38 protein-coding genes are annotated in these 26,977 nt (G+C 64.8%); 35 read left to right on the forward strand and 3 right to left on the reverse strand.

Features of this window, described 5'->3' with window-relative positions; genetic code table 11:
• Positions 1 to 15 precede the first annotated feature (15 nt).
• Complete coding sequence (gene fusA / locus I6N91_RS05675) at positions 16 to 2,130, forward strand: elongation factor G (protein WP_198811486.1); 2,115 nt, start codon at positions 16 to 18, stop codon at positions 2,128 to 2,130.
• 209 nt (positions 2,131 to 2,339) lie between these two features.
• Positions 2,340 to 3,530 (forward strand): elongation factor Tu, encoded by a 1,191-nt coding sequence (gene tuf / locus I6N91_RS05680; protein WP_120164739.1) that lies wholly within the window; start codon positions 2,340 to 2,342, stop codon positions 3,528 to 3,530.
• 125 nt (positions 3,531 to 3,655) lie between these two features.
• On the opposite strand, the gene I6N91_RS05685 is transcribed toward tuf, so the two are convergent.
• Positions 3,656 to 4,039, reverse strand: coding sequence for a VOC family protein (locus I6N91_RS05685; RefSeq protein WP_198811488.1), 384 nt, complete (start codon positions 4,037 to 4,039; stop codon positions 3,656 to 3,658).
• 422 nt (positions 4,040 to 4,461) lie between these two features.
• Here I6N91_RS05685 and I6N91_RS05690 point away from each other — a divergent pair, with 422 nt between their 5' ends.
• The 31 genes from I6N91_RS05690 to truA all read left to right on the forward strand — a co-directional run bounded on the left by I6N91_RS05690 (position 4,462) and on the right by truA (position 23,492).
• The gene (locus tag I6N91_RS05690) at positions 4,462 to 5,322 is read left to right on the forward strand and encodes a hypothetical protein (protein WP_198811490.1); all 861 of its coding nucleotides are present in this window, start codon (positions 4,462 to 4,464) and stop codon (positions 5,320 to 5,322) included.
• 912 nt (positions 5,323 to 6,234) lie between these two features.
• Positions 6,235 to 6,543 (forward strand): 30S ribosomal protein S10, encoded by a 309-nt coding sequence (gene rpsJ, locus I6N91_RS05695; protein ID WP_026531952.1) that lies wholly within the window; start codon positions 6,235 to 6,237, stop codon positions 6,541 to 6,543.
• 16 nt (positions 6,544 to 6,559) lie between these two features.
• Positions 6,560 to 7,216 carry a 50S ribosomal protein L3 gene (rplC, locus tag I6N91_RS05700; protein WP_120164742.1) on the forward strand — a complete coding sequence of 219 codons (657 nt, stop codon included), beginning with the start codon at positions 6,560 to 6,562 and terminating at the stop codon, positions 7,214 to 7,216.
• A gap of 4 nt (positions 7,217 to 7,220) precedes the next feature.
• Positions 7,221 to 7,844 (forward strand): 50S ribosomal protein L4, encoded by a 624-nt coding sequence (rplD, locus tag I6N91_RS05705; protein ID WP_120164744.1) that lies wholly within the window; start codon positions 7,221 to 7,223, stop codon positions 7,842 to 7,844.
• Entirely contained in the window at positions 7,841 to 8,146 is a 306-nt protein-coding gene (gene rplW, locus I6N91_RS05710; protein WP_120164745.1) for a 50S ribosomal protein L23, read from the forward strand. Before rplD ends, rplW begins: the two co-directional genes overlap by 4 nt.
• A gap of 31 nt (positions 8,147 to 8,177) precedes the next feature.
• The gene (gene rplB / locus I6N91_RS05715) at positions 8,178 to 9,017 is read left to right on the forward strand and encodes a 50S ribosomal protein L2 (protein ID WP_120164747.1); all 840 of its coding nucleotides are present in this window, start codon (positions 8,178 to 8,180) and stop codon (positions 9,015 to 9,017) included.
• A gap of 12 nt (positions 9,018 to 9,029) precedes the next feature.
• A complete protein-coding gene (gene rpsS, locus I6N91_RS05720) occupies positions 9,030 to 9,311 on the forward strand; it encodes a 30S ribosomal protein S19 (RefSeq protein WP_026549122.1) in 282 nt (93 codons plus the stop codon).
• Positions 9,312 to 9,349: 38 nt separating this feature from the next.
• Complete coding sequence (rplV, locus tag I6N91_RS05725) at positions 9,350 to 9,715, forward strand: 50S ribosomal protein L22 (RefSeq protein WP_120164749.1); 366 nt, start codon at positions 9,350 to 9,352, stop codon at positions 9,713 to 9,715.
• Positions 9,716 to 10,546 carry a 30S ribosomal protein S3 gene (rpsC, locus tag I6N91_RS05730; RefSeq protein WP_120164750.1) on the forward strand — a complete coding sequence of 277 codons (831 nt, stop codon included), beginning with the start codon at positions 9,716 to 9,718 and terminating at the stop codon, positions 10,544 to 10,546.
• On the forward strand, positions 10,547 to 10,963 hold the full coding sequence (gene rplP / locus I6N91_RS05735) for a 50S ribosomal protein L16 (RefSeq protein ID WP_049829176.1): 417 nt from the start codon (positions 10,547 to 10,549) through the stop codon (positions 10,961 to 10,963).
• A gap of 1 nt (position 10,964) precedes the next feature.
• On the forward strand, positions 10,965 to 11,306 hold the full coding sequence (gene rpmC, locus I6N91_RS05740; RefSeq protein WP_198811492.1) for a 50S ribosomal protein L29: 342 nt from the start codon (positions 10,965 to 10,967) through the stop codon (positions 11,304 to 11,306).
• Positions 11,303 to 11,599, forward strand: coding sequence for a 30S ribosomal protein S17 (gene rpsQ / locus I6N91_RS05745; protein WP_198811494.1), 297 nt, complete (start codon positions 11,303 to 11,305; stop codon positions 11,597 to 11,599). Before rpmC ends, rpsQ begins: the two co-directional genes overlap by 4 nt.
• Positions 11,600 to 11,863: 264 nt before the next feature.
• The gene (rplN, locus tag I6N91_RS05750; protein WP_049829173.1) at positions 11,864 to 12,232 is read left to right on the forward strand and encodes a 50S ribosomal protein L14; all 369 of its coding nucleotides are present in this window, start codon (positions 11,864 to 11,866) and stop codon (positions 12,230 to 12,232) included.
• Positions 12,233 to 12,235: 3 nt separating this feature from the next.
• Positions 12,236 to 12,613 carry a 50S ribosomal protein L24 gene (gene rplX, locus I6N91_RS05755; RefSeq protein ID WP_120164755.1) on the forward strand — a complete coding sequence of 126 codons (378 nt, stop codon included), beginning with the start codon at positions 12,236 to 12,238 and terminating at the stop codon, positions 12,611 to 12,613.
• On the forward strand, positions 12,613 to 13,188 hold the full coding sequence (gene rplE / locus I6N91_RS05760) for a 50S ribosomal protein L5 (protein ID WP_120164756.1): 576 nt from the start codon (positions 12,613 to 12,615) through the stop codon (positions 13,186 to 13,188). The genes rplX and rplE overlap by 1 nt, the downstream gene beginning before the upstream one ends.
• 96 nt (positions 13,189 to 13,284) lie before the next feature.
• Positions 13,285 to 13,683 (forward strand): 30S ribosomal protein S8, encoded by a 399-nt coding sequence (gene rpsH / locus I6N91_RS05765; RefSeq protein WP_043440638.1) that lies wholly within the window; start codon positions 13,285 to 13,287, stop codon positions 13,681 to 13,683.
• Between the two features lie 17 nt (positions 13,684 to 13,700).
• Positions 13,701 to 14,237, forward strand: coding sequence for a 50S ribosomal protein L6 (gene rplF, locus I6N91_RS05770; RefSeq protein ID WP_198811496.1), 537 nt, complete (start codon positions 13,701 to 13,703; stop codon positions 14,235 to 14,237).
• A 2-nt stretch (positions 14,238 to 14,239) separates the two neighbouring features.
• A complete protein-coding gene (gene rplR / locus I6N91_RS05775; RefSeq protein WP_198811497.1) occupies positions 14,240 to 14,623 on the forward strand; it encodes a 50S ribosomal protein L18 in 384 nt (127 codons plus the stop codon).
• Entirely contained in the window at positions 14,620 to 15,357 is a 738-nt protein-coding gene (rpsE, locus tag I6N91_RS05780; RefSeq protein ID WP_120164761.1) for a 30S ribosomal protein S5, read from the forward strand. Before rplR ends, rpsE begins: the two co-directional genes overlap by 4 nt.
• Positions 15,357 to 15,575, forward strand: a complete 219-nt coding sequence (gene rpmD / locus I6N91_RS05785; RefSeq protein ID WP_120164763.1) for a 50S ribosomal protein L30 — start codon at positions 15,357 to 15,359, stop codon at positions 15,573 to 15,575. Before rpsE ends, rpmD begins: the two co-directional genes overlap by 1 nt.
• Positions 15,575 to 16,066 (forward strand): 50S ribosomal protein L15, encoded by a 492-nt coding sequence (gene rplO / locus I6N91_RS05790; RefSeq protein WP_120164765.1) that lies wholly within the window; start codon positions 15,575 to 15,577, stop codon positions 16,064 to 16,066. The genes rpmD and rplO overlap by 1 nt, the downstream gene beginning before the upstream one ends.
• Positions 16,067 to 16,268: 202 nt before the next feature.
• The gene (gene secY, locus I6N91_RS05795; RefSeq protein WP_120164766.1) at positions 16,269 to 17,582 is read left to right on the forward strand and encodes a preprotein translocase subunit SecY; all 1,314 of its coding nucleotides are present in this window, start codon (positions 16,269 to 16,271) and stop codon (positions 17,580 to 17,582) included.
• The gene (locus I6N91_RS05800) at positions 17,579 to 18,151 is read left to right on the forward strand and encodes an adenylate kinase (RefSeq protein WP_198811499.1); all 573 of its coding nucleotides are present in this window, start codon (positions 17,579 to 17,581) and stop codon (positions 18,149 to 18,151) included. Before secY ends, I6N91_RS05800 begins: the two co-directional genes overlap by 4 nt.
• A gap of 13 nt (positions 18,152 to 18,164) precedes the next feature.
• Positions 18,165 to 18,989: a type I methionyl aminopeptidase gene (map, locus tag I6N91_RS05805; RefSeq protein WP_269823059.1), complete on the forward strand. Its 825-nt coding sequence runs from the start codon at positions 18,165 to 18,167 to the stop codon at positions 18,987 to 18,989.
• A 206-nt stretch (positions 18,990 to 19,195) separates the two neighbouring features.
• The gene (gene infA / locus I6N91_RS05810; protein WP_019481515.1) at positions 19,196 to 19,417 is read left to right on the forward strand and encodes a translation initiation factor IF-1; all 222 of its coding nucleotides are present in this window, start codon (positions 19,196 to 19,198) and stop codon (positions 19,415 to 19,417) included.
• A 21-nt stretch (positions 19,418 to 19,438) separates the two neighbouring features.
• Positions 19,439 to 19,552 (forward strand): 50S ribosomal protein L36, encoded by a 114-nt coding sequence (gene rpmJ, locus I6N91_RS05815; protein ID WP_043440658.1) that lies wholly within the window; start codon positions 19,439 to 19,441, stop codon positions 19,550 to 19,552.
• A 165-nt stretch (positions 19,553 to 19,717) separates the two neighbouring features.
• On the forward strand, positions 19,718 to 20,095 hold the full coding sequence (rpsM, locus tag I6N91_RS05820) for a 30S ribosomal protein S13 (protein WP_120164771.1): 378 nt from the start codon (positions 19,718 to 19,720) through the stop codon (positions 20,093 to 20,095).
• A gap of 119 nt (positions 20,096 to 20,214) precedes the next feature.
• Positions 20,215 to 20,616: a 30S ribosomal protein S11 gene (gene rpsK, locus I6N91_RS05825; RefSeq protein ID WP_120164773.1), complete on the forward strand. Its 402-nt coding sequence runs from the start codon at positions 20,215 to 20,217 to the stop codon at positions 20,614 to 20,616.
• A gap of 155 nt (positions 20,617 to 20,771) precedes the next feature.
• Entirely contained in the window at positions 20,772 to 21,782 is a 1,011-nt protein-coding gene (locus I6N91_RS05830; protein WP_120165531.1) for a DNA-directed RNA polymerase subunit alpha, read from the forward strand.
• Positions 21,783 to 21,842: 60 nt separating this feature from the next.
• Positions 21,843 to 22,511 (forward strand): 50S ribosomal protein L17, encoded by a 669-nt coding sequence (gene rplQ, locus I6N91_RS05835; RefSeq protein WP_198811501.1) that lies wholly within the window; start codon positions 21,843 to 21,845, stop codon positions 22,509 to 22,511.
• Positions 22,512 to 22,538: 27 nt separating this feature from the next.
• Positions 22,539 to 23,492, forward strand: coding sequence for a tRNA pseudouridine(38-40) synthase TruA (gene truA, locus I6N91_RS05840; protein WP_198811503.1), 954 nt, complete (start codon positions 22,539 to 22,541; stop codon positions 23,490 to 23,492).
• Here the strand turns inward: truA and I6N91_RS05845 are convergent.
• On the reverse strand, positions 23,489 to 24,157 hold the full coding sequence (locus tag I6N91_RS05845) for an A24 family peptidase (RefSeq protein WP_198811505.1): 669 nt from the start codon (positions 24,155 to 24,157) through the stop codon (positions 23,489 to 23,491). The two genes, truA and I6N91_RS05845, sit on opposite strands and share 4 nt — an antisense overlap.
• Before the next feature lie 223 nt (positions 24,158 to 24,380).
• Here I6N91_RS05845 and I6N91_RS05850 point away from each other — a divergent pair, with 223 nt between their 5' ends.
• Together I6N91_RS05850 and I6N91_RS05855 are read left to right on the forward strand one after the other, a co-directional pair.
• Positions 24,381 to 25,172, forward strand: coding sequence for a response regulator transcription factor (locus I6N91_RS05850; protein ID WP_198811507.1), 792 nt, complete (start codon positions 24,381 to 24,383; stop codon positions 25,170 to 25,172).
• Positions 25,173 to 25,247: 75 nt separating this feature from the next.
• Positions 25,248 to 25,829 carry a dihydrofolate reductase family protein gene (locus I6N91_RS05855; protein WP_198811509.1) on the forward strand — a complete coding sequence of 194 codons (582 nt, stop codon included), beginning with the start codon at positions 25,248 to 25,250 and terminating at the stop codon, positions 25,827 to 25,829.
• An 88-nt stretch (positions 25,830 to 25,917) separates the two neighbouring features.
• Here I6N91_RS05855 and I6N91_RS05860 read toward each other — a convergent pair whose 3' ends face one another.
• The gene (locus I6N91_RS05860; RefSeq protein ID WP_198811511.1) at positions 25,918 to 26,940 is read right to left on the reverse strand and encodes a DUF808 domain-containing protein; all 1,023 of its coding nucleotides are present in this window, start codon (positions 26,938 to 26,940) and stop codon (positions 25,918 to 25,920) included.
• Positions 26,941 to 26,977 lie beyond the last annotated feature (37 nt).

Genomic DNA, 26,977 nt, shown 5'->3' on the forward strand with positions numbered 1-26,977 from the left:
CAAAAGGGAGACACCGTGGCACAGGACGTGCTTACAGACCTTACAAAGGTCCGCAATATCGGCATCATGGCGCACATCGATGCCGGCAAGACCACTACTACCGAGCGCATCCTGTTCTACACGGGTGTAAACCACAAGATCGGCGAGACCCACGACGGCGCCTCGACGACCGACTGGATGGAACAGGAAAAGGAACGCGGCATCACCATCACGTCTGCCGCCGTGACCAGCTTCTGGCACAACAACCAGATCAACATCATCGACACCCCCGGCCACGTTGACTTCACCGTCGAGGTTGAGCGCTCACTGCGCGTCCTCGACGGCGCCGTCGCCGTGTTCGACGGCAAGGAGGGCGTTGAGCCCCAGTCCGAGACCGTCTGGCGCCAGGCCGACAAGTATGAAGTTCCCCGCATCTGCTTCGTCAACAAGATGGACAAGCTGGGCGCCGACTTCTACTTCACCGTCGACACCATCATCAGCCGCCTCGGCGCCAAGCCGCTGGTCCTCCAGCTGCCCATCGGTGCCGAGAACGACTTCATCGGCGTCGTCGACCTGATCGAAATGCGCGCCCTGGTCTGGCCGGGCGACGCCAAGGGCGACGTGACGATGGGTGCCAAGTACGAGGTCCAGGAGATCCCCGCCGATCTTCAGGAAAAGGCCGAGGAATACCGCGCCGCGCTCGTCGAGACCGTTGCAGAGTCCTCCGACAACCTCATGGGCAAGTACCTCGAGGGTGAAGAACTCACCGTCGAGGAAATCAAGGCCGGCATCCGCAAGATGACGATCGCCTCCGAGGTCTACCCGATCCTCTGCGGCTCCGCGTTCAAGAACCGCGGCGTCCAGCCGATGCTTGACGCCGTCGTCGACTACCTGCCGTCCCCGCTCGACGTTCCCGCCATGGTCGGTCACGACCCCCGCGACGAGACCGTCGAGATGACCCGCAAGCCGAGCACCGACGAGCCGTTCTCGGCTCTGGCGTTCAAGGTTGCGACCCACCCGTTCTTCGGCCAGCTGACCTTCATCCGGGTTTACTCCGGACAGGTCTCCGCCGGCACCCAGGTGGTCAACTCCACCAAGGGCAAGAAGGAGCGCATCGGCAAGCTGTTCCAGATGCACGCCAACAAGGAAAACCCTGTTGAAGAGGCACTGGCCGGCCACATCTACGCAGCGATCGGGCTGAAGGACACCACCACCGGTGACACCCTCTCCGACTCCGGCAGCCAGATCGTCCTCGAGTCCATGAGCTTCCCGGAGCCCGTGATCTCGGTTGCGATCGAGCCCAAGACCAAGGGCGACCAGGAGAAGCTGTCCACGGCTATCCAGAAGCTCTCGGCCGAGGACCCGACCTTCCAGGTCTCCCTCAACGAGGACACCGGACAGACGATCATCGCCGGCATGGGCGAGCTCCACCTGGACATCCTGGTGGACCGCATGCGCCGCGAATTCAAGGTCGAGGCGAACGTGGGCAAGCCCCAGGTCGCCTACCGCGAGACGATCAAGCGCACAGTCGCCAAGCACGACTACACGCACAAGAAGCAGACCGGTGGATCGGGCCAGTTCGCGAAGATCCAGATCGCGATCGAGCCGCTGGACACCGCCGAAGGCGAGCTGTACACCTTCGACAACAAGGTCACCGGTGGACGCGTTCCGCGCGAGTACATCCCCAGCGTTGATGCAGGCATCCAGGATGCCCTCAACGACGGCGTGCTCGCCGGCTACCCGGTTGTCGGCATCAAGGCGACGCTGCTTGACGGCGCCTACCACGACGTCGACTCCTCCGAAATGGCCTTCAAGATCGCCGGTCGCATGGCATTCAAGGAAGCCGCTCGGATGGCGCAGCCGGTGCTGCTCGAACCGCTCATGGATGTTGAGGTCCGCACGCCCGAGGAGTACATGGGCGAAGTTATCGGCGACCTCAACTCCCGCCGCGGCCAGATGCAGTCCATGGAGGACGCAAGCGGCGTAAAGGTCATCCGCGCCCTCGTGCCCCTGTCCGGAATGTTCGGCTACATCGGCGACCTGCGGTCCAAGACCCAGGGCCGCGCCGTGTACTCGATGCAGTTCGACAGCTACTCGGAGGTCCCCAAGGCTGTTGCCGACGAGATCATCCAGAAGACCCGCGGTGAGTAACTTCGGATCCCCGGTCGGCAACGACTGAGGCATCCGGTGGGGCCGGCGGACATCCCGTCCGCCGGCCCTCCACCAGCCAACGGCCCCTCGGGGCCGGCAGTACCCTGCAATTTCAAGAAAACCAAAGCCCCCAAGTAGACTTGCATGAGTTTCAGCTGCGAAAAGCGCGGCTGGGAAGCAAATCTTCTCAAACGTTCTAGGAGGAACCCGTGGCGAAGGCAAAGTTCGAGCGGACTAAGCCGCACGTTAACATCGGCACCATCGGTCACGTTGACCATGGAAAGACGACGTTGACGGCTGCCATTTCCAAGGTGCTTTACGACAAGTACCCCACTCTCAACGAGCAGCGTGACTTCGCGTCGATCGACTCGGCTCCCGAGGAGAAGCAGCGCGGCATCACCATCAACATCTCGCATGTTGAGTACCAGACTGAGAAGCGCCACTACGCACACGTAGACGCTCCCGGTCACGCTGACTACATCAAGAACATGATCACCGGTGCGGCACAGATGGATGGCGCCATCCTCGTTGTTGCTGCCACCGACGGTCCGATGGCCCAGACCCGCGAGCACGTTCTGCTCGCCCGCCAGGTTGGTGTTCCCTACCTGCTGGTCGCGCTGAACAAGTCCGACATGGTCGAAGACGAGGAACTGCTTGACCTCGTCGAGATGGAGGTCCGCGAGCTGCTCAGCGCGCAGGGCTTCGACGGTGACGAAGCTCCCGTCGTCCGCGTTTCCGGCCTGAAGGCCCTCGAGGGCGACGCCCAGTGGGTCAAGTCTGTCGAGGACCTGATGGCTGCTGTGGACGAGTCCGTTCCGGACCCGATCCGCGACAAGGACAAGCCCTTCCTCATGCCTGTCGAGGACGTCTTCACCATCACCGGCCGTGGCACCGTTGTTACGGGCCGCGCCGAGCGTGGAACCCTGAAGATCAACTCCGAGGTCGAGATCGTCGGCATCCGTCCGGTCCAGAAGACCACGGTTACCGGTATCGAGATGTTCCACAAGCAGCTCGACGAGGCATGGGCCGGCGAGAACTGTGGCCTGCTGCTCCGCGGCATCAAGCGCGAAGATGTCGAGCGCGGCCAGGTCATCGTGAAGCCGGGTTCGATCACCCCGCACACCGACTTCGAGGCCAACGTCTACATCCTGGCCAAGGACGAGGGCGGGCGTCACAACCCGTTCTACTCGAACTACCGCCCGCAGTTCTACTTCCGCACCACGGACGTAACCGGCGTCATCACCCTCCCCGAGGGCACCGAAATGGTTATGCCCGGCGACAACACTGAGATGACCGTTGCGCTCATCCAGCCGATCGCAATGGAAGAGGGCCTCGGCTTCGCTATCCGCGAAGGCGGCCGCACCGTTGGTTCAGGACGTGTCACCAAGATCATCAAGTAGTCTTCCGACTGCCTGAGTCTTAATGGAAGGGCCCCGCTGCTTCGGCAGCGGGGCCTTTTTGTGTGTCACGCCTTTCGTCGTCCGGGGCTCGAGCCCTTCACTCCCTGTCAGCCGCCCGGGTCGACTCAGCTCACGATCTCATGGAGGCAGAGGATGTTCCCCTCCGTGTCGGTGAACCAGGCCGCCCTATGGGCTTCGCTTTCTGCGACATGGTTGACGGTCTTCAGGCCGGGGAGGTCGTAGTCCTCGAACTGGACTCCCTTCGACTCCAAAGTTTTGAGTTCAGATGCGAGGTCCTCCACCTCGAAGCTGACTTCCGTGTTGCCGGAGGGACCACCGTCCGGTTTCAGCATGAGCTCGATTCCGTTGCGGCCGTCGTCGCTGAAGAGGAAGGTTCCCTCCTCCATGGGGCCCGTTGGCGTGAGGCCGAGGGACTCCTCATAGAACATTCGTGCACGGTCCATGTCTCTCACAGGCAGGATCGTCGTCGCCTTGCTGGTGCTGAGCATGGCAAAACTCCTTTCGTTCCGATGGACACCCACAGTTTAAGCGTCGGCGGTGGACTTTGACCCGTCGACGGGTACCCCATTAGAGCCGGGGGTCGCCGTCAGCGCACCCGAAAGCGTCGGGCACACCCGAAGGCGCCGCGAAGGCGTCGGCCGCCCTCGAAAGCGACCGTGGTGCCGGATTTATGCGGTGCGTTCGTCGCAATCAGGGATGCCGGTCGCGATCTGCAACGCCGCCACTGCCGCGGTCCAGGGTCCCTGTCCACATACCGACGGCGGCGGCGGGCGAAGCGGGGCCTCGCCGTCAATGTTGAGACATGACGACGTTTTCCACGCTCAGAACCTTAGTGCTGTCGACTGCGGAACTCTCGGCTCAGGGCCGGAGCTCCCGATCGCTTCAGCGGAGCTGCGCAGCAGGAGAACTGGTGCGGATCCGGCAGGGGCTCTATGTCACCAGCGAAAGGTGGGCCGTCCTCGATCGATGGGACCGCTATCGAATGAGGATCCTGGCCGTGCACCTGACAGCGCACCGCCCACCCGTCTTTTGCCGTGAAACGGCGGCGCTGGTCCATGGACTACCGCTCGTCACGGTTCCTTCCCACGTGCATGTCCAGCAAATCGCCGACGGCTCGGCGCACTCCCGGGGAGGGGTCCGGCGTCATTGCAGCTCTTCGGCTGCGCCCCCGGTGATCCGGATTTCCGGGCTGCAGGTGACCTCGCTCGAGTCCACGATCGTCGCCCTCGCCGTCGGTTCGGGTTTCCCTGCCGGCGTCCTCGCGCTCGATGAAGCGCTGCGTCGGGGAACGACCGATCTGGGACGGTTTTCCGAGCTGGAGCAGATGCCACGCACGGCTGCAGCCCGGACGCGGCTCGCAGCGGTGCTCGAATTTGCCCGCGGCGACGCAGAGTCACCGGGGGAGTCCCTGAGCCGGGTGCAGGTCATGGTGATGGGCTTTCAGGCGCCGGAACTGCAGCGGGTGTTCACCGATGCGCGGGGATTCATCGGCCGGGTCGACTTCTACTGGCCGGAGGCGCGTCACGTAGGGGAGTTCGATGGGCTGGTGAAGTACTCGAAGCCGGAGTTCCTCAACGGCAGGACCCCCAGCGAGGTCGTCATCGAGGAAAAGCGCAGAGAAGACCGGCTGCGGGCGCTCGGGCTGCGTGTCGTGCGCTGGACCTGGGACGACCTTCGAGATCCTGCATTCTTGCGTGACCTTCTCACCTCGGCAGGCCTTGTTCCTGGGCGACCCGTCATTCCGGCGCGTGTACTTCGCGCCCAAGGATAAGAACCAGCTGACTCTCTGGAGCGCGTCGACGCATCTATCAGATTGCCAGTGCCCGGCAGGGGTGGTTGCAATCCGCAACGACCGGCGCACTTTGAAACGTCGGCCGAGCCAGAAAACGACAAAGCGCCCCGGTATTTCCGGTCCGCAGGTCGCTTCCAGGCGCGCTGGCAGTAGTAGGGCGCGCTGGTCGTGCTGGCTCCTGAGCGCGGCGAGCGGGGTGAAGGCTCCGGCCAGCGTGGCATGCATGGCGGGAGGGGCGACAGTCCCGGCCAGCGCGGCGTCGGCGGCGGGCCAGAGGCAGGTCGGAGACCTCCTCATGGCGACGTTCTAACCCGAAAACGACAAAGCGCCCCGGTATTTCCGGTCCGCAGGTCGCTTCCAGGCGTGCTGATCGGGATTAGGTGCGCGGGCCGTAATCGGGCGCAGCCGGCGCGGCTCCCGCCGTCCGGCGGCTCCCTCCGCCCGGCGCGGCACCCGACGCACTGCGGCCGGCCGGGGGAGAGGCTCGTCACCCCCGCGCGCCGGGCACGACACGCCGCCCAGATAGCCGCAAATCCCCGCGGATTGGCGTTTGCGCGGTATCTCTGCCAGACTAGACAAGTTGTTCAAGTGCTTGCGCGTGCGGTTTGAGACCCGGGTCCCGGTCAGGATAATGCCTGATGCAGGGTCAAGGTTCACCGGTCAGCGTGGCCCAAATATAATCCATCCCGTTCAGCCTGGCTGATATGCGCGGAATGTGCGTGTCGAGAAAAACGCGACACGCCCGAGCGCGGGGGTCGGAGCCTCAGCAGGGTGAGGAACCCGGAATCGTCCGGATTCAGCCTGTGGGGGAGCGCCGAACAACGGGCGCAGACAATGTACGTACCGGAACTGCCCCCGGCAGTTTTCATGTAGAGAGAGAGTCGAGACGCCATGGCGGGACAGAAGATCCGCATCCGGCTGAAGTCATATGACCACGAGGTCATTGATGTTTCAGCGCGGAAGATCGTTGAGACGGTGACGCGCGCAGGCGCTACGGTAGTTGGCCCCGTGCCGCTGCCGACGGAGAAGAACGTTTTCGTTGTGATCCGGTCCCCGCACAAGTACAAGGACAGCCGTGAGCACTTCGAAATGCGGACTCACAAGCGTCTGATCGACATCATTGACCCCACGCCTAAGGCCGTTGATTCGCTGATGCGTCTCGACCTGCCTGCGGACGTGAACATCGAAATCAAGCTGTAAGGGAGAGCGGATACACATGTCTACTTCACTTACGCGCCAGGTCAAGGGCCTGCTGGGCATCAAGCTCGGCATGACCCAGGTCTGGGATGAGAACAACATCCTCGTTCCTGTCACCGTCGTTCAGGCGGACTCGAACGTCATCACGCAGCTGCGCACCGCGGACAAGGACGGCTACAGCGCCGTGCAGATCGGCTTCGGCCAGATCGACCCCCGCAAGGTGACCAAGCCGCTGGCAGGCCACTTCGATAAGGCCGGGGTCACCCCGCGCCGTCACGTGGTCGAGCTGCGCACCGCCGACGCCGACACCTACGAGCTGGGCCAGGAACTCTCCGTTGAGATGTTCGCTGCCGGCCAGACGGTCGACGTTATCGGCACCACCAAGGGCAAGGGCTTTGCCGGCGTCATGAAGCGCCACGGTTTCCACGGCGTCGGTGCCTCGCACGGTGCCCACAAGAACCACCGCAAGCCCGGCTCCATCGGTGGTGCGTCCACCCCCAGCCGCGTCTTCCGGGGCATGAAAATGGCAGGCCGCATGGGCGCCGTTCGCCAGACCACGCTGAACCTCACGGTTCACGGCGTGGACGCCGAGAAGTCGCTGCTGCTGATCAAGGGCGCTGTACCCGGCGCCCGCGGCCAGGTCGTCCTCGTACGCACTGCCGTGAAGGGAGCATAGCCAGATGGCTGTCCAAACAGTAAAGGTCGATCTCCCCGCCGAGATCTTCGACGTTCAGACGAACGTGCCGCTGCTGCACCAGGTTGTCGTGGCCCAGCTTGCGGCTGCCCGTCAGGGTACCCACAAGACCAAGACCCGCGCCGAGGTGAGCGGTGCAGGCCGCAAGCCGTTCAAGCAGAAGGGCACCGGCCGCGCCCGCCAGGGTTCGATCCGCGCCCCCCACATGACCGGTGGTGGCGTTGTCCATGGGCCCACGCCCCGCGACTACAGCCAGCGCACCCCCAAGAAGATGAAGGCCGCCGCCCTGCGCGGAGCCCTCTCGGACCGCGCCCGCAACGGCCGCATCCACGTTCTTGAGTCCCTGGTGGCCGGCGAGAAGCCGTCGACTAAGGGTGCTATCGAGACGCTGCGTTCGATCTCCGAGCGGCCCAACCTGCTCGTGGTCATCGAGCGCGCCAACGACGTATCGGCACTGTCGGTACGCAACGTCCCCGGGGTTCACGTGCTGTACGTTGACCAGCTCAACACGTACGACGTGCTGGTTTCCGACGATGTGATCTTCACGAAGGCCGCCTACGACGAGTTCGTCCAGTCGGCTGACGCAACATCGAAGGAGGAGGCCAAGTGAGCGGCAGCATCGCAAAGGATCCGCGCGACGTCGTCATTGCACCCGTCGTCTCGGAAAAGAGCTACGGCCTGATCGACGAAGGTAAGTACACCTTCCTGGTCGACCCGCGTTCCAACAAGGAAGAGATCAAGCTGGCCGTGGAGAAGATTTTCTCCGTCAAGGTCGACTCGATCAACACCATCAACCGTGTCGGTAAGCGCAAGCGCACCAAGTTCGGCTGGGGACAGCGCAAGGGCACCAAGCGTGCCATTGTGTCCCTCAAAGAAGGCACAATCGACATCTTCGGCGGTCCGCTCGCCTAGAGCGGAGACCACTTTAACGAGGAAATGACACATGGGAATCCGTAAATACAAGCCGACAACGCCGGGCCGCCGCGGCTCCAGCGTTGCCGACTTCGCAGAAATCACACGATCGACACCGGAGAAGTCCCTGGTGCGTCCGCTCCCCAAGAAGGGCGGCCGTAACAACACCGGCAAGATCACGACCCGTCACAAGGGTGGTGGACACAAGCGTCAGTACCGTCTGATCGACTTCCGCCGCCACGACAAGGACGGCGTTGACGCCCGCGTAGCTGAGATCGAATACGATCCCAACCGCACGGCGCGCATCGCACTCCTGCACTACGTTGATGGCACCAAGCGCTACATCGTTGCGCCGAACAAGCTCAAGCAGGGCGACTTCGTCGAGGCCGGAGCCGGGGCTGACATCAAGCCCGGCAACAACCTTCCGCTGCGCAACATCCCCGTTGGTACGGTCATCCACGCTGTGGAGCTCCGTCCGGGCGGCGGCGCCAAGATGGCCCGCTCCGCCGGTGCGTCCGTCCAGCTCGTCGCCAAGGAAGGCCGCTTCGCCCAGCTGCGTCTGCCCTCCGGCGAAATCCGCAACGTCGACGTCCGCTGCCGTGCAACGGTCGGCGAGGTCGGCAACGCCGAGCAGTCGAACATCAACTGGGGCAAGGCCGGCCGTAACCGCTGGAAGGGCATCCGCCCGACCGTCCGTGGTGTGGCCATGAACCCCGTTGACCACCCCCACGGTGGTGGTGAAGGTAAGACCTCCGGTGGACGCCACCCGGTCAACCCCAACGGCAAGGCAGAGGGACGCACCCGCCGTCCCAACAAGGAAAGCGATTCACTCATTGTGCGTCGCCGTCGTTCCGGCAAGAACAAGCGATAGGAGCCTGGGAACATGCCACGCAGCCTGAAGAAAGGCCCCTTCGTCGATCAGCACCTTTACGTAAAGGTCGCTCGCGAGAACGAATCGGGCACAAAGAACGTCATCAAGACGTGGTCCCGCCGCTCCATGATCGTCCCCGACATGCTCGGGCACACGATCGCGGTGCACGACGGGCGCAAGCACATTCCGGTGTTTGTCACCGAGTCGATGGTCGGGCACAAGCTCGGCGAATTCGCTCCTACGCGGACCTTCCGCGGCCATGTTAAGGACGACCGCAAGGGCAAGCGCCGCTAGGCGCTGGCTTTTACGGCTAAGACGAGAGAAGGAAAGCAATGGAAGCCAAGGCAATTGCGCGTCATATCCGCGTAACGCCTATGAAGGCCCGGCGCGTCGTCAACCTTGTTCGTGGTAAGCAGGCGAATGAGGCTCTGGCTATTCTGAAGTTTGCCCCACAGGTTGCTTCAGAGCCGGTATTCAAGGTAGTTCAGTCGGCAATGGCCAACGCCCGCGTTCTCGCGGACCGCGATGGCGTTGCCTTCGACGAGGGCGACCTGGTCATCAGCGAAGCATTTGTCGATGAGGGCCCCACGATGAAGCGGTTCCGTCCGCGTGCCCAGGGCCGCGCGTTCCGCATCAACAAGCGGACCAGCCACATCACAGTTGTAGTCGCTACCCCTGAGAAAGTGGAGGTCCGCTAAGTGGGACAGAAAGTAAACCCGCATGGGTTCCGACTCGGCATCACCACGGACCACAGGTCTCACTGGTTTGCTGACAGCAACAAGCCGGGCCAGCGCTACAGGGACTTCGTCCGCGAGGACATCAAGATCCGTCAGCTCATGTCCACGGGCATGGACCGCGCCGGCATCGCCAAGGTCGAGATCGAGCGCACCCGCGACCGTGTCCGCGTGGATATCCACACGGCACGTCCGGGCATCGTCATCGGCCGTCGCGGCGCCGAAGCGGACCGCATCCGCGGCGAGCTCGAAAAGCTCACCGGCAAGCAGGTTCAGCTGAACATCCTCGAGGTCAAGAACCCCGAGATCGAGGCACAGCTTGTCGCCCAGGGCGTCGCCGAGCAGCTTTCCTCCCGCGTGGCCTTCCGCCGCGCGATGAAGAAGGCAATGCAGTCGGCACAGCGCGCAGGAGCCAAGGGCATCCGTGTCCAGTGCTCCGGCCGCCTGGGTGGCGCCGAAATGAGCCGCTCGGAGTTCTACCGCGAAGGCCGTGTGCCCCTGCACACCCTCCGCGCGAATATCGACTACGGGTTCTTCGAAGCCAAGACCACCTTCGGCCGCATCGGCGTGAAGGTCTGGATCTACAAGGGTGACGTCACCGCGAAGGAACTGGCAGCCCAGGCTGCAGCAGCTCCGTCGCGTGGCCGTGGCGGAGACCGTCCGGGCCGTGGCCCCGCCGGTGGCGACCGCGACCGTGGCGGAGACCGCCGCCGCCGTCCCGCCGCCGAGGCGCCGGCAGCTGCACCCGCCGAAACCGCCGCAGCACCCGCAGCGGCTGAAGGAGGACAGGCTTAAATGCTTATCCCACGTCGAGTCAAGTTCCGTAAGCAGCACCACCCGGGTCGTTCCGGCGCTGCGACCGGCGGCACCGAGGTCAGCTTTGGCGAATGGGGTATCCAGGCTCTGAGCCCGGCATACGTCACCAACCGCCAGATCGAGTCGGCCCGTATCGCCATGACCCGCCACATCAAGCGTGGCGGCAAGGTCTGGATCAACATCTATCCGGACCGCCCGTTGACCAAGAAGCCTGCCGAAACCCGCATGGGTTCCGGTAAGGGTTCGCCCGAGTGGTGGGTGGCCAACGTCAAGCCGGGACGGGTTCTCTTTGAACTGTCCGGTGTTTCCGAAGAGGTAGCCCGCGAAGCCCTGCGCCTCGCGATCCACAAGCTGCCGTTGAAGGCACGCATCGTGCGTCGTGAGGGTGGTGAATAGCATGGCAGTGGGTTCAAAGGAACTAGGAACGGATCAGCTTGACGGGTTCGACAAGGATCGTCTCGTCGAGGAGCTCCGCAAGGCCAAGGAGGAGCTGTTCAACCTCCGCTTCCAGTCGGCCACCGGCCAGCTGGAGAGCCATGGCCGCCTGCGCCTGGTCAAGCGCGACATCGCCCGCATCTACACGGTGCTGCGTGAGCGCGAGCTGGGCATCCGGCCCGACGTCGTTGTGACCGTTGAGGAAGCAAAGACCGAGGAAAAGCCGGCCAAGAAATCCAAGAAGGCCTCCACGAAGCACGCCAAGTCCGTGGACACCGAGGCTTCTGAGGAGGACGCCAAATGAGTGAGCAGAAGAGCGAAAACGCACCCGTGACCGACGCCGAGGCACGCGGATACCGCAAGGTCCGCCGCGGCTACGTCGTTTCGGACAAGATGGACAAGACCATCACCGTCCAGGTCGAGGACCGCGTCAAGCACGCACTGTACGGCAAGGTTCTGCGCCGTACGTCGAAGGTCAAGGCCCACGACGAAGAGAACACCGCCGGCATCGGCGACATGGTTCTCATCTCGGAGACCCGGCCGCTGTCCGCCACCAAGCGGTGGCGCCTGGTCGAGGTCATCGAAAAGGCCAAGTAGCACCAGCTGCGCAGATGCCCCGGACACGGATTCGTGTCCGGGGCATTTTCGCGATACGATAAGAATCTTGTCTGTCTGGTGGGCTGGCGCATGCCCTCACACCGGCAAATAGGCAAAAGCCCGATGATCTTGTTCAACACAAATCCGCTCTAAACCGCAGCGCGTTTCGGCGCGCGTTTGTGCTGAGTACCAGTATTACGGGGCCCACCCATATCCGTTCCGCAAGGCTCGATGAGAGAACCAGCGCGACGACAGGAGTAATAAGTGATTCAGCAGGAGTCGCGGCTCAAGGTCGCCGACAACACGGGGGCCAAGGAAATCTTGACCATCCGTGTTCTCGGAGGATCCGGACGCCGCTACGCAGGCATCGGCGACGTTATCGTCGCCACCGTCAAGGACGCAATCCCCGGCGGCAACGTCAAGAAGGGCGACGTCGTCAAGGCGGTCATCGTCCGCACCAAGAAGGAACGCCGCCGCGCGGACGGTTCCTACATCAAGTTTGATGAAAACGCAGCAGTGATCCTGAAGAACGACGGCGACCCCCGCGGTACCCGTATCTTCGGCCCTGTCGGCCGCGAACTGCGCGACAAGCGTTTCATGAAGATCATTTCACTGGCGCCGGAGGTGCTCTAGCCCATGGCACAGAAGACTGGAAAGCTCAAGATCAAGAAGGGTGACCTGGTTCAGGTCATCACCGGAGCCAAGCAGGAGCGCGGCGGCGACCGCGGCAAGCAGGGCAAGGTCCTCAAGGTGTTCCCGGAGACCAACCGCGTGCTCGTCGAGGGCATCAACCGGATCACCAAGCACACCAAGGCCACCCAGCACGAGGGTCACAGCCACGGCGGCGGAATCCAGGTCGTCGAGGCACCGCTGCACATCAGCAACGTTGCCATCGTTGATCCCGAGACCAAGAAGCCGACCCGCGTGGGCTACCGCACCGAGACCGTCGAGCGCGACGGCCGGCAGCGCACCGTCCGCATCCGCGTGGCCAAGTCATCAGGGAAGGATCTGTAATGACTGTTGAAACCGCAGAGACCAAGGTTCTCCCTCGCCTCAAGGCCCGCTACGCCGCTGAAATCAAGTCTGCCCTGCAGGAAGAGTTCAGCTACGCCAACGTCAACCAGGTTCCGCGCCTGGTGAAGGTTGTCGTGAACATGGGTGTTGGAGATGCCGCCAAGGACTCCAAGCTCATCGACGGCGCCGTCAAGGACCTCACCGCGATCACCGGCCAGAAGCCCCAGGTGACCAAGGCCCGCAAGTCCATCGCCCAGTTCAAGCTTCGTGAGGGTATGCCCATCGGCGCCCACGCGACGCTGCGCGGCGACCGCATGTGGGAATTCGTCGACCGCCTGGTGTCCCTCGCCCTGCCCCGTATCCGCGACTTCCGCGGCCTCAACGGCAAGCAGTTCGACGGCAACGGCAACTACACCTTCGGCCTCACGGAGCAGTCGATGTTCCACGAGATCGACCAGGACCGTATCGACCGCGTGCGTGGCATGGACATCACCGTCGTCACCACCGCCAAGACCGACGCCGAGGGCCGCGCGCTGCTGAAGGCGCTTGGCTTCCCGTTCAAATCCGAAGATTAATCTAACTACGTTGCAGGTCCGTTCCGGCCGGGGCGAGCGAAAGCCCGTTCCTGACCCGGGATCCGGAAACCGTTACGAGGAAGGGCAAGAGCCCACATGACAATGACAGATCCTGTCGCAGACATGCTCACGCGTCTGCGCAATGCAAACTCGGCGTACCACGACTCAGTGTCGATGCCGTACAGCAAGCTCAAGGCTCGCGTAGCCGACATCCTGAAGGCCGAGGGCTACATCGCCGGCTGGAAGGAAGAGGAAGCGGAGGTCGGCAAGAAGCTGACCATCGACCTCAAGTTCGGCCCGGACCGCCAGCGCTCAATCGCCGGCATCCGCCGCATCTCCAAGCCGGGTCTCCGCGTTTACGCGAAGTCCACCAACCTGCCCCACGTGCTGGGCGGCCTTGGAATTGCCATCCTGTCCACGTCCTCCGGTCTGCTCACGGACCGCCAGGCATCCAAGAAGGGTGTGGGTGGGGAAGTCCTCGCCTACGTCTGGTAGCGGGAAGGGAAAGAAAAATGTCACGTATTGGACGTCTCCCCATCACCGTACCTGCAGGTGTTGAGGTCAAGGTCAACGGCAGTGAAGTTTCCGTCAAGGGATCCAAGGGCGAGCTGAGCCACACCGTGCCCAGCCCGATCGAGGTCTCGCTTGAGGACACCACCATCACCGTCAGCCGGCCCAATGACGAGCGTGTTTCGCGCTCACTGCACGGCCTCACCCGCACGCTGATCTCCAACATGATCGTCGGAGTCACCGAGGGGTACAAGAAGAACCTTGAGATCGTGGGCACGGGTTACCGTGTCCAGGCCAAGGGAAGCGACCTGGAGTTCGCTCTGGGCTACAGCCACCCGGTTGCCGTCAAGGCCCCCGAGGGCATTGTCCTGACTGTCGATTCCCCCACCAAGCTTTCGGTGTCGGGCATCAACAAGCAGCAGGTCGGCGAGGTCGCTGCAAACATCCGCAAGCTGCGCAAGCCCGACCCGTACAAGGGCAAGGGCATCCGCTATGCAGGCGAGATCATCCGCCGCAAGGTCGGAAAGGCCGGTAAGTAACCATGGCAATCAGCATCAATAAGAAGCGCACCTCCAAGAGCAAGTCCGCCTCCCGCGGACGCCGCCACCTGCGCGTCCGCAAGCGCGTCTCGGGGACCGCCGCCCGTCCGCGCCTCGTCGTCAACCGTTCGGCCCGCCACGTATTCGTGCAGGTCGTCGACGACACCAAGGGCATCACCGTGGTTTCCGCCTCGACGCTCGAAGCGGACCTGCGGGCCTTTGACGGCGACAAGACCGCCAAGGCCAAGCGTGTTGGCGGGCTCGTTGCAGAGCGCGCGAAGGCTGCAGGTATCGAAGCTGTCGTTTTCGACCGCGGCGGTAACAAGTACCACGGCCGTGTTGCGGCCATCGCAGACGGCGCACGCGAAGGTGGGCTGTCACTGTGACCGAAGAAAACAAGGCAAAGGAAGCGCCATTGAATACGGCTACAGAGCAGCCAGCAACCGACGCCCCGGCTGCCGGTTCGACTGAGACCGCATCGGCCGACAGCCGAGGCGACCGTGGCTCCCGCGGAAGCGGGCGCGGCGGCGAGCGTGGCGGCAAGAGCGACCGTGGCGGCCGTGGTGGCCGCGACGGGCGCGACGGCGGCCGTGACGACAAGGACAAGTTCATTGAGCGCGTCGTCACCATCAACCGCGTCGCCAAGGTCGTCAAGGGCGGCCGCCGCTTCAGCTTCACCGCCCTCGTGGTGGTAGGCGACGGCAACGGCATGGTCGGCGTCGGCTACGGAAAGGCCAAGGAAGTTCCCTCGGCCATCCAGAAGGCCGTCGAGGAAGCCAAGAAGACGATGTTCCGCGTTCCGCGCATCGGTGGAACCATCCCGCACCTGGTGCAGGGTGAAGCCGCTGCCGGCGTCGTGCTCCTTCGTCCCGCGTCCCCGGGTACCGGTGTTATCGCCGGTGGTCCGGTCCGCGCGATCCTCGAGTGCGCCGGCATCCACGACGTCCTGTCGAAGTCCCTCGGTTCCTCCAACGCCATCAACATCGTTCACGCGACCGTTGACGCGCTGCAGAGGCTCGAAGAGCCCCAGGCCGTGGCTGCCCGCCGTGGCCTGCCGCTGGACGAGGTTGCCTCGCACCAGATGCTCCGCGCCATCGCAGCACAGAAGGTAGGTGCGTAATGACCGCGATCACTCCCAAGCGCGTGCAGGTGAGCACGGCGAAGCTGCAGATCACTCAGATCAAGTCCGCCATTGGCGGCAAGCAGAACCAGCGCGACACCCTGCGGTCCCTCGGACTGAAGCGGATCGGCCACACCGTGGTCCGTGAAGCCGATGCTGTGACCGTCGGCATGGTCAACACGGTTCCGCACCTCTTGAAGGTTGAGGAGGCCAAGTAATGGCAGAGGAAAAGACAACGGCTGTAGCCGAAGGAAAGACGGAGCGCGTTCACGCTCTGAAGGTCCACCACCTGCGTCCGGCCCCCGGAGCCAAAACCAAGAAGACCCGCGTGGGCCGTGGTGAAGGTTCGAAGGGCAAGACGGCAGGCCGTGGTACCAAGGGAACCGCAGCCCGCTACCAGGTGAAGGCAGGCTTCGCAGGCGGCCAGCTGCCGCTGCACATGCGTCTGCCGAAGCTGCGCGGGTTCAAGAACCCGTTCCGCGTCGAGTTCCAGGTTGTGAACCTGGACAAGATCTCGGAGCTCTACCCCAACGGTGGCGATGTGACCGTCGAGTCGCTCGTCGCCCTGGGTGCGGTGCGCAAGAACCAGCCCGTGAAGGTGCTGGGGACCGGCGACATCACCGTGGCAGTCGATGTGAAGGCTCACCGCTTCTCCTCGACCGCAGCCGAGAAGATCGCTGCCGCCGGCGGCTCAATCAGCCAGCTCTAGGCAGATCTGCTCGTGATCCGGCTGTGTTCATCCACGGCCAGGAACTAGACTCTTGGTGGGCCGGTGCAATCCGGCCCACCAGGAGTTTTCCGGCTTAAGCGCCGGCTCATCACCGCCCGGTTCCAAGACATCGGGTTTCGACCGTTAGACTCGGTTGTTGTGTACTGTCCGCTTCGGACATCCAAGACCTTCAGGAGGACGCTTGCTAAGCGCTATTGGCCGGGCATTCCGGACGCCAGACTTGCGGCGCAAGCTGTTGTTCACGCTGGGCATCATCACCATCTTCCGGCTCGGCGCCTTCATCCCGGCCCCCGGAGTCGACTACGGCAACGTCCAGCAGTGCCTGAGCCTTGGCAACACGCAGGGCGGCCTCTATGAGTTCGTCAACCTGTTCAGCGGCGGTGCCCTGCTGCAGGTGTCGGTCTTCGCCCTGGGAATCACCCCCTACATCACCGCGAGCATCATCACGCAGCTGCTGCGCGTCGTGATCCCCCGCTTCCAGGAACTCCATGAGGAAGGCGCCCAGGGCCAGTCACGGCTGACCCAGTACACGCGCTACCTCACGATCGCCCTCGGCCTGCTCAACGCGACGACGCTGGTGTCGCTCGCGCGCTCCGGGGCACTGCTGGGCGACTGCCCGGTGCCGCTGATCCCGGACGACTCCCTGATCACCATCATCCTGCTGATCATCACCCTCACCGCGGGCACCGGCCTCATCATGTGGATGGGCGAGCTGATCACCGAGCGGGGTGTCGGCAACGGCATGTCCCTGCTGATCTTCACCGCCATCGTGGCAAGCTTCCCCACCTCCCTCGGCGAAATCCTGCGCACCCAGGGCTGGACAGTCTTCCTGGGCGTGATGCTTATGGGCGTGGTGGTCGTGGCGCTCGTCATCTTCGTCGAGCAGTCCCAGCGCCGCATCCCCGTGCAGTACGCCAAGCGGATGATCGGGCGCCGCACCCTCGGCGGCAGCAGCACCTACATCCCGATCAAGGTCAACATGGCCGGCGTGATCCCCGTGATCTTCGCGTCCTCCATGCTGTACCTGCCGACCCTGATCGCGCAGTTCAACACCCCCACGGACGGCCAGACGCCGCCGCCGGAGTGGGTCAACTGGATCACCACCTACCTCGCGACCGGTGACCACCCGCTGTACATGGCGGTGTACTTCTTCATGATCGTGTTCTTCACGTACTTCTACGTGGCGATCACGTTCAACCCGGACGAGGTCTCCGAGAACATGAAGAAGTACGGCGGCTTCATCCCGGGCATCCGGGCCGGCCGCCCCACGGCGGAGTACCTGCAGTACGTGCTCTCCCGCATCACCCTGCCGGGCGCGATCTACCTGGGCCTCGTCGCCCTGATCCCACTGATCGCCCTGGTGGCGATCGGCGCCAACCAGAACTTCCCGTTCGGCGGCACGTCGATCCTGATCATGGTGGGCGTGGGGCTGGAAACCGTAAAGCAGATCGACGCGCAGCTGCAGCAGCGCAACTACGAAGGGCTCCTCCGATGACAAGAATGCTGATTATCGGCCCTCCGGGTTCGGGCAAGGGAACGCAGGCAGCGCGCATCTCCGAGCGCCTGGGCGTGGTCGCCATCTCCACCGGGGATATCTTCCGCGACAACGTCAAGCGCGAGACGCCCCTGGGTGTCGAGGCGAAGAAGTACATGGATGCGGGGGACTTCGTGCCCGACAGCGTCACCAACAGCATGGTGCGCGACCGGCTGAAGGCCGACGACGTGCAGGACGGCTTCCTGCTCGACGGCTACCCGCGCACGGCCGCCCAGGTGGCCGAGCTCGACGACATCCTCGCCGAGAACTCCCTGAGCCTCGACGTGGTGCTTCAGCTCACCGCCGAGGACGAGGAGCTGGTGCGCCGGCTGCTGGGCCGTGCGTCCCTCGACGGGCGCAGCGACGACAACCAGGACGTCATCCGGCACCGGCTGCGCCTGTACCACGAGCAGACCACGCCGGTCGTCTCGCAGTACGCCGAGCGCGGCATCGTCACCCAGGTGAACGGGATCGGCAGCATCGACGAGGTCACCGAGCGGGTCATGAACGCGCTCAAGGTCGCCAGCTAGGCCGCCGGACACTTTGCGTCAGCCCAAGATTGAGTACAAGACACCCCGCCAGATCCTGAGCATGCGCGAGGCCGGCCTGGTGCTGTCCCGCGGCCTCGACGCAGCGGTCTCGGCCGCCCGGGTGGGGGTGAGCACCCGCGAGCTGAATGCCGTGTTCGAGGAGGTGCTCCGGGAGGCCGGGGCCACCTCGAACTTCCTGGGCTACCACGGCTTCCCCGCCAGCATCTGCACCTCGGTCAACGAGGAGGTGGTCCACGGCATCCCCGGGGACTACGTGCTGCGGGACGGGGACATCATCTCCATCGACGCCGGCGCGGTCGTGAACGGCTGGCACGCCGACTCTGCACGCACCACCATCGTGGGGACGCCGCGGGAGGAGGACGTGCGCCTGTCGCAGGTCACCGAGGAGGCGATGTGGCGGGGGATCGCCGCCCTCGCCGGGGCCAAGCACGTGGGCGATATCGGGGCCGCCATCGACGACTACGTCTCGGAGCTCCCGGGCCAGCGGCTCGGCATCCTCGAGGACTACGTGGGTCACGGCATCGGCACCCGGATGCACCAGGAGCCCGACGTCCTGAACTACCGCAGCTCGCACCGCGGGCCGAAGGTCCGCCCCGGGCTCTGCCTGGCCATCGAGCCGATGCTGGTCCTGGGGGGACTCGAGACGAAGGTGCTCGACGACGACTGGACGGTGGTCACCACCGACGGCAAGCGCGCCTCGCAGTGGGAGCACACCGTGGCCGTCCACAACGGCGGCATCTGGGTGCTCAGCGCCGAGGACGGCGGAGCGTCGAAGCTCGAACCGCTCGGCGTCGTCCCGGTTCCCGTCCGCGCCTGAGCCCCCGTCCGGCCGCTTCCGCGGAACGCCGATTTAACTTCTCCGCGCCCATGGCGTAGTGTTGTCTGTTGGTTGTCTCTGCTTTTTGTGCCCATTTCGGGCCGGGCGGCCCGCCGGCTTACGAGCCGTCGCCGCCCCGAGGTCAGACAATCAAAACCCAAACCCGTCCACCGTGCAAGCGGTGGGCATCGACGTTAGCGGAGGATATGGCCAAGAAAGACGGTGTCATTGAGATTGAAGGCACTGTGAACGAGGCGCTGCCCAACGCGATGTTCCGCGTTGAGTTGGCCAACGGTCACATTGTTCTCGCCCACATCTCGGGAAAGATGCGCCAGCACTACATTCGAATCCTTCCTGAGGACCGGGTAGTAGTGGAACTCAGCCCGTACGACCTCACCCGGGGCCGTATTGTCTACCGCTACAAATAAGAATCAACTCGAAGGAAAACCATGAAGGTCAACCCGAGCGTGAAGCGGATCTGTGAAAAGTGCCAGGTGGTTCGCCGCAAGGGCAACGTTCTTGTCATCTGCGAAAACCCGCGCCACAAGCAGCGCCAGGGTTAATCAGCCTCTTTAGAGGTCGACCCCACGCGTAGTTCAGTTCATTAAGGCAAAGCAGCACCGCGCATCAGCGCAGTGCACACCCCCGGTACGGAGGCCGGGGACCGGAAAACCTTCCGGGTACGCTTTGGCTCAGACCTCCGGTATCACCAAAGGAGAACAGCCTCTATGGCACGTCTCGCTGGCGTAGACATCCCCCGCGAAAAGCGGGTAGTCATCGCGCTTACTTACATCTACGGCGTGGGCAAGACCCGTGCAGAGAAGACGATCGCGGATACGGGCATCAGCCCCAACACCCGCGTGAAGGACCTCACCGATGCAGAGCTCGTCCAGCTCCGCGACTACGTTGAAGGAAACTTCAAGGTTGAGGGTGACCTCCGGCGCGAGGTCGCAGCCGACATCCGCCGCAAGGTCGAAATCGGCAGCTACGAAGGCATTCGGCACCGCCGCGGCCTTCCCGTGCGTGGACAGCGCACGAAGACCAACGCTCGTACCCGCAAGGGCCCGAAGCGCACCGTCGCAGGCAAGAAGAAGGCCGGCCGCTAAATCCCCGCTGGCTCCCTAACGTGACGCGCTAGCGCTCGTCACACCAGGGAATCTTCGCCAGTGGAGACCTCTGTTCAGCGGTCCCCCTTTCTAAAACCAAAACCTTCGTAGGAGAAGTAATGCCCCCCAAGACTCGTGGAGCGGTGCGCAAGCCGCGTCGCAAGGATAAGAAGAATATCGCGCTCGGCCAGGCGCACATCAAGAGCACCTTCAACAACACCATCGTCTCGATCACGGACCCCAGCGGAGCAGTCATCTCCTGGGCCTCCGCCGGTGAGGTTGGGTTCAAGGGCTCACGCAAGTCCACCCCGTTCGCTGCGCAGCTGGCTGCTGAAGCCGCCGCGAAGCGCGCTCAGGAGCACGGCGTCCGCAAGGTCGACGTCTTCGTCAAGGGCCCGGGATCCGGACGCGAAACCGCAATTCGCTCGCTGCAGGCCACCGGCCTGGAGGTCGGCTCCATCTCGGACGTCACCCCCAGCGCCCACAACGGCTGCCGCCCCCCGAAGCGCCGCCGCGTCTAATCGGCTTTTCGGCCACCGTACCGCCTTGCAGCAGCCCCGGCTGCCGCAGGGCGGTTCGGTGCCGTTATCCAAAGCTTTTGAGCCGGCTCATCAGCTATCCCTTTCCACCATTTGTGTTGCGTCATATAGCGGATGCACCCTGAAAGGAAATGTACGTGCTTATTGCACAGCGCCCCACCCTGACTGAAGAAGTAGTCGCCGACAACCGCTCGCGGTTCGTGATCGAGCCCCTCGAGCCTGGCTTCGGCTACACCCTCGGCAACTCCCTCCGCCGTACCCTCCTGTCCTCCATCCCCGGTGCAGCTGTCACAAGCATCCGCATCGATGGAGTCCTTCACGAATTCACGACGGTTCCCGGTGTCAAGGAAGACGTCACCGAGATCATCCTGAACATCAAGAACCTCGCGGTCTCCTCCGAGCACGACGAGCCCGTCGTGGCGTACCTGCGCAAGCAGGGCCCCGGCGTCGTGACCGCGGCAGACATCGCACCGCCGGCCGGTGTGGAGTTCCACAACCCCGACCTGCACATCGCCACCCTGAACTCGAAGGGCAAGTTCGAGCTCGAGCTGACCATCGAGCGCGGGCGCGGCTATGTCTCGGCCTCCCAGAACAAGTCCGGCGACTCGGAGATCGGCCGCATCCCGGTCGACTCCATCTACTCGCCGGTCCTGAAGGTCACCTTCCGCGTCGAGGCGACCCGTGTTGAGCAGCGCACCGACTTCGACCGCCTGATCGTCGACGTCGAAACCAAGGACGCCATCGCCCCGCGCGACGCCGTCGCTTCGGCAGGCACCACCCTGGTTGAGCTGTTCGGGCTGGCCCGCGAACTGAACATCGCGGCCGAAGGCATCGAAATCGGTCCTTCGCCTACGGACGCGGCCCTGGCCGCCGACATGGCGCTGCCGATCGAGGATCTCGAGCTGACGGTCCGCTCCTACAACTGCCTCAAGCGTGAGGGCATCCACTCCGTGGGTGAACTCGTTGCCCGCTCCGAGGCCGACCTGATGGACATCCGCAACTTCGGCGCGAAGTCTATCGACGAGGTCAAGGCGAAGCTCGTTGAGCTCGGTCTGTCCCTGAAGGATTCCCCTCCCGGGTTCGACCTTGCCGCCCGCGCCGCTGCCATCGAAGAGGACGACGCCGCCTACGGCGACGAAGAGCTCTAATACGCTAACTGCCTGACCGCCGCCCGGCGGCGGTCAGGTCCACTATGAGGAGAAATAACCATGCCCACACCCACTAAGGGCCCACGCCTCGGAGGCGGTCCGGCGCACGAACGCCTGATGCTCGCCAACCTGGCCGCCTCGCTGTTCGAGCACAAGCGCATCACCACCACCGTCACCAAGGCGAAGCGGCTCCGCCCCTACGCCGAGCGTCTCGTCACCTTCGCCAAGAAGGGCGACCTCGCCTCGCGCCGCCGCGTCCTGGGCGTCATCAGCAGCAAGAGCATCGTTCACGAGCTCTTCACTGAGATCGCACCGGCCGTCGCCAACCGCGAGGGCGGCTACACCCGCATCACCAAGATCGGCAACCGCAAGGGCGACAACGCTCCCATGGCTGTCATTGAGCTGGTCCTGGAGCCGCTGTCCGCCAAGCAGGCAGTCGTAGCCGAGGCCGAGCAGGCCAAGGCAGCCCCCGCCGCTCCGGCCGAGGAGACCGCAGCGCCGGTCGAGTCCGCCGAGACCGTCGAGGAGACCGCAGCGCCGGTCGAGTCCGCCGAGACCGTCGAGGCGACCGAGACCGCTGAACCCTCCGAGACCGTCGAGGCGACCGAGACCGCTGAACCCTCCGAGACCGAAGAGTCGACCGAGGCTGCAGAGCCCGCCGACACCGCTTCCTCCACCGACGAGGCCGCAGCGTCCGACGACGCCGAAGCCCCCGAGGCCAAGAAGTAACTTCGCCGAAGCTGGTTGAATAAGTTCGTGAATGATCAGTTGCCCGCCGGACCCGAGGGGTCCGGCGGGCTTCTGCGTGTCCGGCTCGATATCGCCTACGACGGCGCGCCCTTCGCCGGCTGGGCCCTGCAGCCGGGTCACGTCACCGTGCAGGGGGTGCTCGAGGAGGCCCTGTTCACGCTGCTGCGGCGCACCGCCCGCCTCACGGTGGCCGGCCGCACCGACGCCGGCGTCCACGCGCGCGGCCAGGTGGCCCACGTCGACCTGACGCCGGCCGAGTGGCACGGCATCGGCCGGGGGAAGGACGTGCCGCCGGGTGAGGCCCTGACACGGCGCCTGGGCGGCACCGTGAACCGGGTGCTCTCCGATCAGCTCACCGGGCGGGGACGCTCGATCAAGAACTCCATCCCGGCCGTCGTCGTGAAGAAGGCCGACCTGGCGCCGGCGGGCTTCGACGCCCGCTTTTCGGCGCTGTGGCGCCGCTACAGCTACACCATCGCCGACGCCCGCGTCGAACGCGACCCGCTCGCCCGCCGCACTGTGCTCTGGTACCCGGGGGAGCTGGACGTGGAGCTGCTCAACGCCGGCGCCGCGCAGCTGACCGGCCTCCAGGACTTCCGGGCGTTCTGCAAGCCGCGCGAGGGCGCCACCACGGTGCGCGAACTGCAGCGCTATGCCTACCGGCGTCGGACCGACGGGATGATCGAGGTGACCATCCAGGCCGACGCGTTCTGCCACAACATGGTGCGCGCCCTCGTCGGCTCCACCCTGCGGGTGGGAAGCGGCGAACTGCCGGTCGCCTGGATCGCCGAACGCCTTGCCGCCCGGGTGAAGGACGCCCGGTCCGTGCTGGCACCCCCGCACCCGCTGGTGCTTGAGGAAGTGGCCTACCCCGGCGTTGAGGAGCTTGGCCTGCGCGCGGAGCTGACCCGCGCCCGCCGGGCCGCTGAGGGGCCACGCGAAGCCGCTGGAGGGGCTTAGCCCGGTAAGGAGGCCTCAGGGCTTCCGTCGAGGAACAGCACCGCCAGGACGGCCGCCAGGATCATGCCGGGGCCGAAGGGAAAGCTGGTGTTGCGGGTGCCGCGGCCCGAAAGCAACAGGGCGATGCCCGCCAGTCCCCCGAAGATGAACCCGCCCAGCAGCGCCGCCAGCCACGCCCCGACGCCGACATAGCCGCCGTAGAGGCCAAGGACTCCCGCAAGCTTCACGTCACCCATTCCCATGCCGGCGGGGGAGATGAAGGCCAGCAGGAGGTAGAACAGGAACATCACTGCGCCGCCGAGCAGCGCCCCAACCAGCGGCCGCCAGCCGCCCTCGAAGGCCGCGACCAGCAGGGCTATTCCCGTGACGGCGAGGAACGGGAGCAGCAGCGCGTTGGGCAGGAGCTTGGAGCGCAGGTCGATCGCCGCGAGCAGCACCCCGAAGACGGGGAGCACCAGGTACAGCAGGACCTCCGTCGGTGCTTCGGCCGTGAGCGCGCCGAGGGCGCCGAACAGACCGGTGAGGATGGCGATGGGCCACCGCCAGCGGCCTGGAAGTACGGTCCGTGGGTCCCGTGCCGCCAGCGGGAACATCCGGTAGGCGGTGAGCCCGCCGGCGACGGCGCATACGAGCGCGAGGACGGCCCCCGGTGCGGCGTCAGGCATGGGTCGACACCTGCCGGCAGAGCCCGTCGGAACTGCCCTGAATCGTGGAAATCCGTAGGTAAATCAACTTTCCCCTGTGGTTGGATCAACCATCATTATCACTCCTGTTGGTACAGGAGTGACGAGGGTTACTATTGTCCTATTCAGCGGGGGTCCTGCGAGGTGTGGGCCGCGGTAAGACCCGAATGCGAGGCGCATAACTGGACTGAAGGCGGAAGGCGTTATGAACGATCCTGGGGTGGCGGTCGTTATCGAGGACGACGACGACGTCCGGAACCTGCTGAGCGCCGTCCTGCGGCAATCAGGGTTCGAGGTCCATGCCGCGCCCACGGGCCGCGACGGCGTCCGCCTGGTCCGCGAGGTGGAGCCGATCGTCGTCACAGTCGACCTTGGCCTGCCGGACATCGACGGCTACGAGGTGCTGCGCAGGGTCCGGGCCTTCAGCGACTGCTACGTCGTCATCCTGACCTCGCGCGCCGATGAACTCGATGCCCTCATGGGCCTTCAAGCCGGGGCCGATGACTACCTCACCAAGCCGTTCCGGCCCCGCGAGCTGCGGGCCCGCATTGCGGCGATGATGCGCAGGCCCCGGTCCGGATCGGCCGGCGTACCCCTGATGGGCAATGGGTCGGCCGGACCCGTTCCAGGCCCCGGCGACGCGAGGAGTGCGCGGACCAGCACCATCAATGTGCTGAGGCACAACGGGCTGGTGCTTGACCACCATGCGCGGACCGTCTCCGTGGACGGCGCCGAGCTGTCCCTGACCCGCAGCGAGTTCGACCTCCTCCACGCGCTCCTGTTGGGCCGTGGCGCTGTTCGGACGAAGGCCGACCTGGTCAAGGTGGTCCGGGGAGAGGCCCCCGGAGCCTCGACGTACATCAGCGATTCCGACGAGCGGGCCATCGAGGTCCACATGGGGAACATCCGGCGGAAGCTGTGCGAAGACCCCCGGAACCCCCGGTGGTTCCAGACGGTGCGTGGTGTGGGGTACCGGCTGACGCCCGAGCAGCCCTGAAGCGGATCTTCGCAACGCAGGGTGTACGCGGGGCGGAGCGTCGGCGATACTGTGGGCGGAAGCAAAGGAGCGCCCATGGGCAAAGTAGTTATGTACAGCTCGGTGTCGGTAGACGGCTTCATCGCGGACGGGAACGACCAGCCCGGACCGCTGTTCGACTGGCTGCTCAGCGGTGACGTGCCGCTGGACGAGAGCGGCGAGCTGAAGGTGTCCCAGACGTCCTACGACTACACCCGGGCGTACTGGGACCAGATCGGCGTGACTGTCGCCGGCCGCCGGGTCTTCGACATGACGGACGGCTGGGGCGGGAAGCCCCCGAGCGGGATCGACCACGTGGTCGTCGTGACGCACCGGCCCGCGCCCGAGGGCTGGGACCCCGGGGCGCCATTTCTCTTCGTCGACGGCATCGAGGCGGCCGTGGCCAGGGCGCAGGAGCTTGCGGGGAACCGTATCGTCGAGGTGGCCGCCGGCGACGTCGGTGGCCAGGCGCTTGCCGCGGGCCTGATCGACGAGGTGCGCATGGATGTCGTACCCGTCGTGTTCGGGTCCGGCAAGCGCTACTTTGGGCCGGTCGACGCGCAGCACCTGTTGGAGGGACCTGACGAGGTGATTCAGGGCAACCGGGTGCTTCATGTGCGCTATCGGGTGCGCCGCTGACCGGTTACATCCTCGCGGGTAAAGCGCCCCTGAAGCAGGGGATCTTTGGAAGTGGTGGCATCAAGGGATGCCACCCGCCGGGTGGGACCTAGGAGGCCGAATCGGCGTCGTGCTTGTCCGGCCGGTAGCCGGAGAGGGCGGCGCGGACGTCGCCCTCTTCGTGCCCGCCCTTCTTCTTGCCGAACGGCAGCACCTTCATCAGCGGGTGCACGACCGCCATGACCACAAGGCCCCAGGCGAGTCCAAGGACGGCCGAGCAGAGGGTGTTCACCAGCCAGACCAGGAAGCTGCCGACCACCGCGATTTCCGCGAACGGGTGCTCAAGGGCGTGAACCAGGTCGTACGGGGCGTGCCAGCCGAGTTCGTAGGCCCCCTGCAGCATGATGTGGCCGCCGACCCAGAGCATGGCAATCGTCCCGATGAAGGTGATCGCGGCCAGCACTGCAGGCATGCCCTTGACGAGCAGCTCGCCGATGCGCCTGGCGCCCGCGGAGTCCTTTTTGGTCAGGTGCAGGCCGATGTCGTCCATCTTGACGATGAGTGCGACGGCGCCGTACACGAGCACGGTGATCGCCAGGGCCACTACGACCAGGATGATCGCCCGGGCCCACAACGATTCACTGGCCACCTCGTTCAGTGAGATGACCATGATCTCGCAGGAGAGGATGAAGTCGGTGGTGATGGCGCCCTTGGTGACCTTGGCCTCCGCTTCGGGGCCCCGTTCCACCACCGGCGCCTCTTTGGCCTCGTGGTGGCCGCGGATCTTGTGCCAGACCTTTTCGGCGCCCTCGTAGCACAGGTAGGTTCCGCCCAGCATGAGGATGAAGGGGATGACTGCCGGGATGAAGGTGCTGATCAGTAGCAGCGCCGGCAGGATGATCAACAGTTTGTTCCGCAGCGAGCCCCAGAAGATCCGCTTGATCATCGGCAGTTCGCGCGATGGGTCCGACCCGGAGACGTACTGAGGGGTGACGGCGGCGTCGTCGATCACCACGCCGGCGGCCTTGGCCCCGGCCTTGGCGGCCCCGGCAGCGACGTCGTCCACCGAGGCGGCCGCAATGCGCGCAATGGCTGCGACGTCGTCGAACAGGGCGAAGAGACCGCCGCTCACAGGGGGCCTCCGCACTGCTTGGAGGTGGACGGCTGGG

It is taken from the genome of Arthrobacter sp. MSA 4-2 (assembly GCF_016405885.1).
Taxonomy (GTDB): domain Bacteria; phylum Actinomycetota; class Actinomycetes; order Actinomycetales; family Micrococcaceae; genus Arthrobacter_D.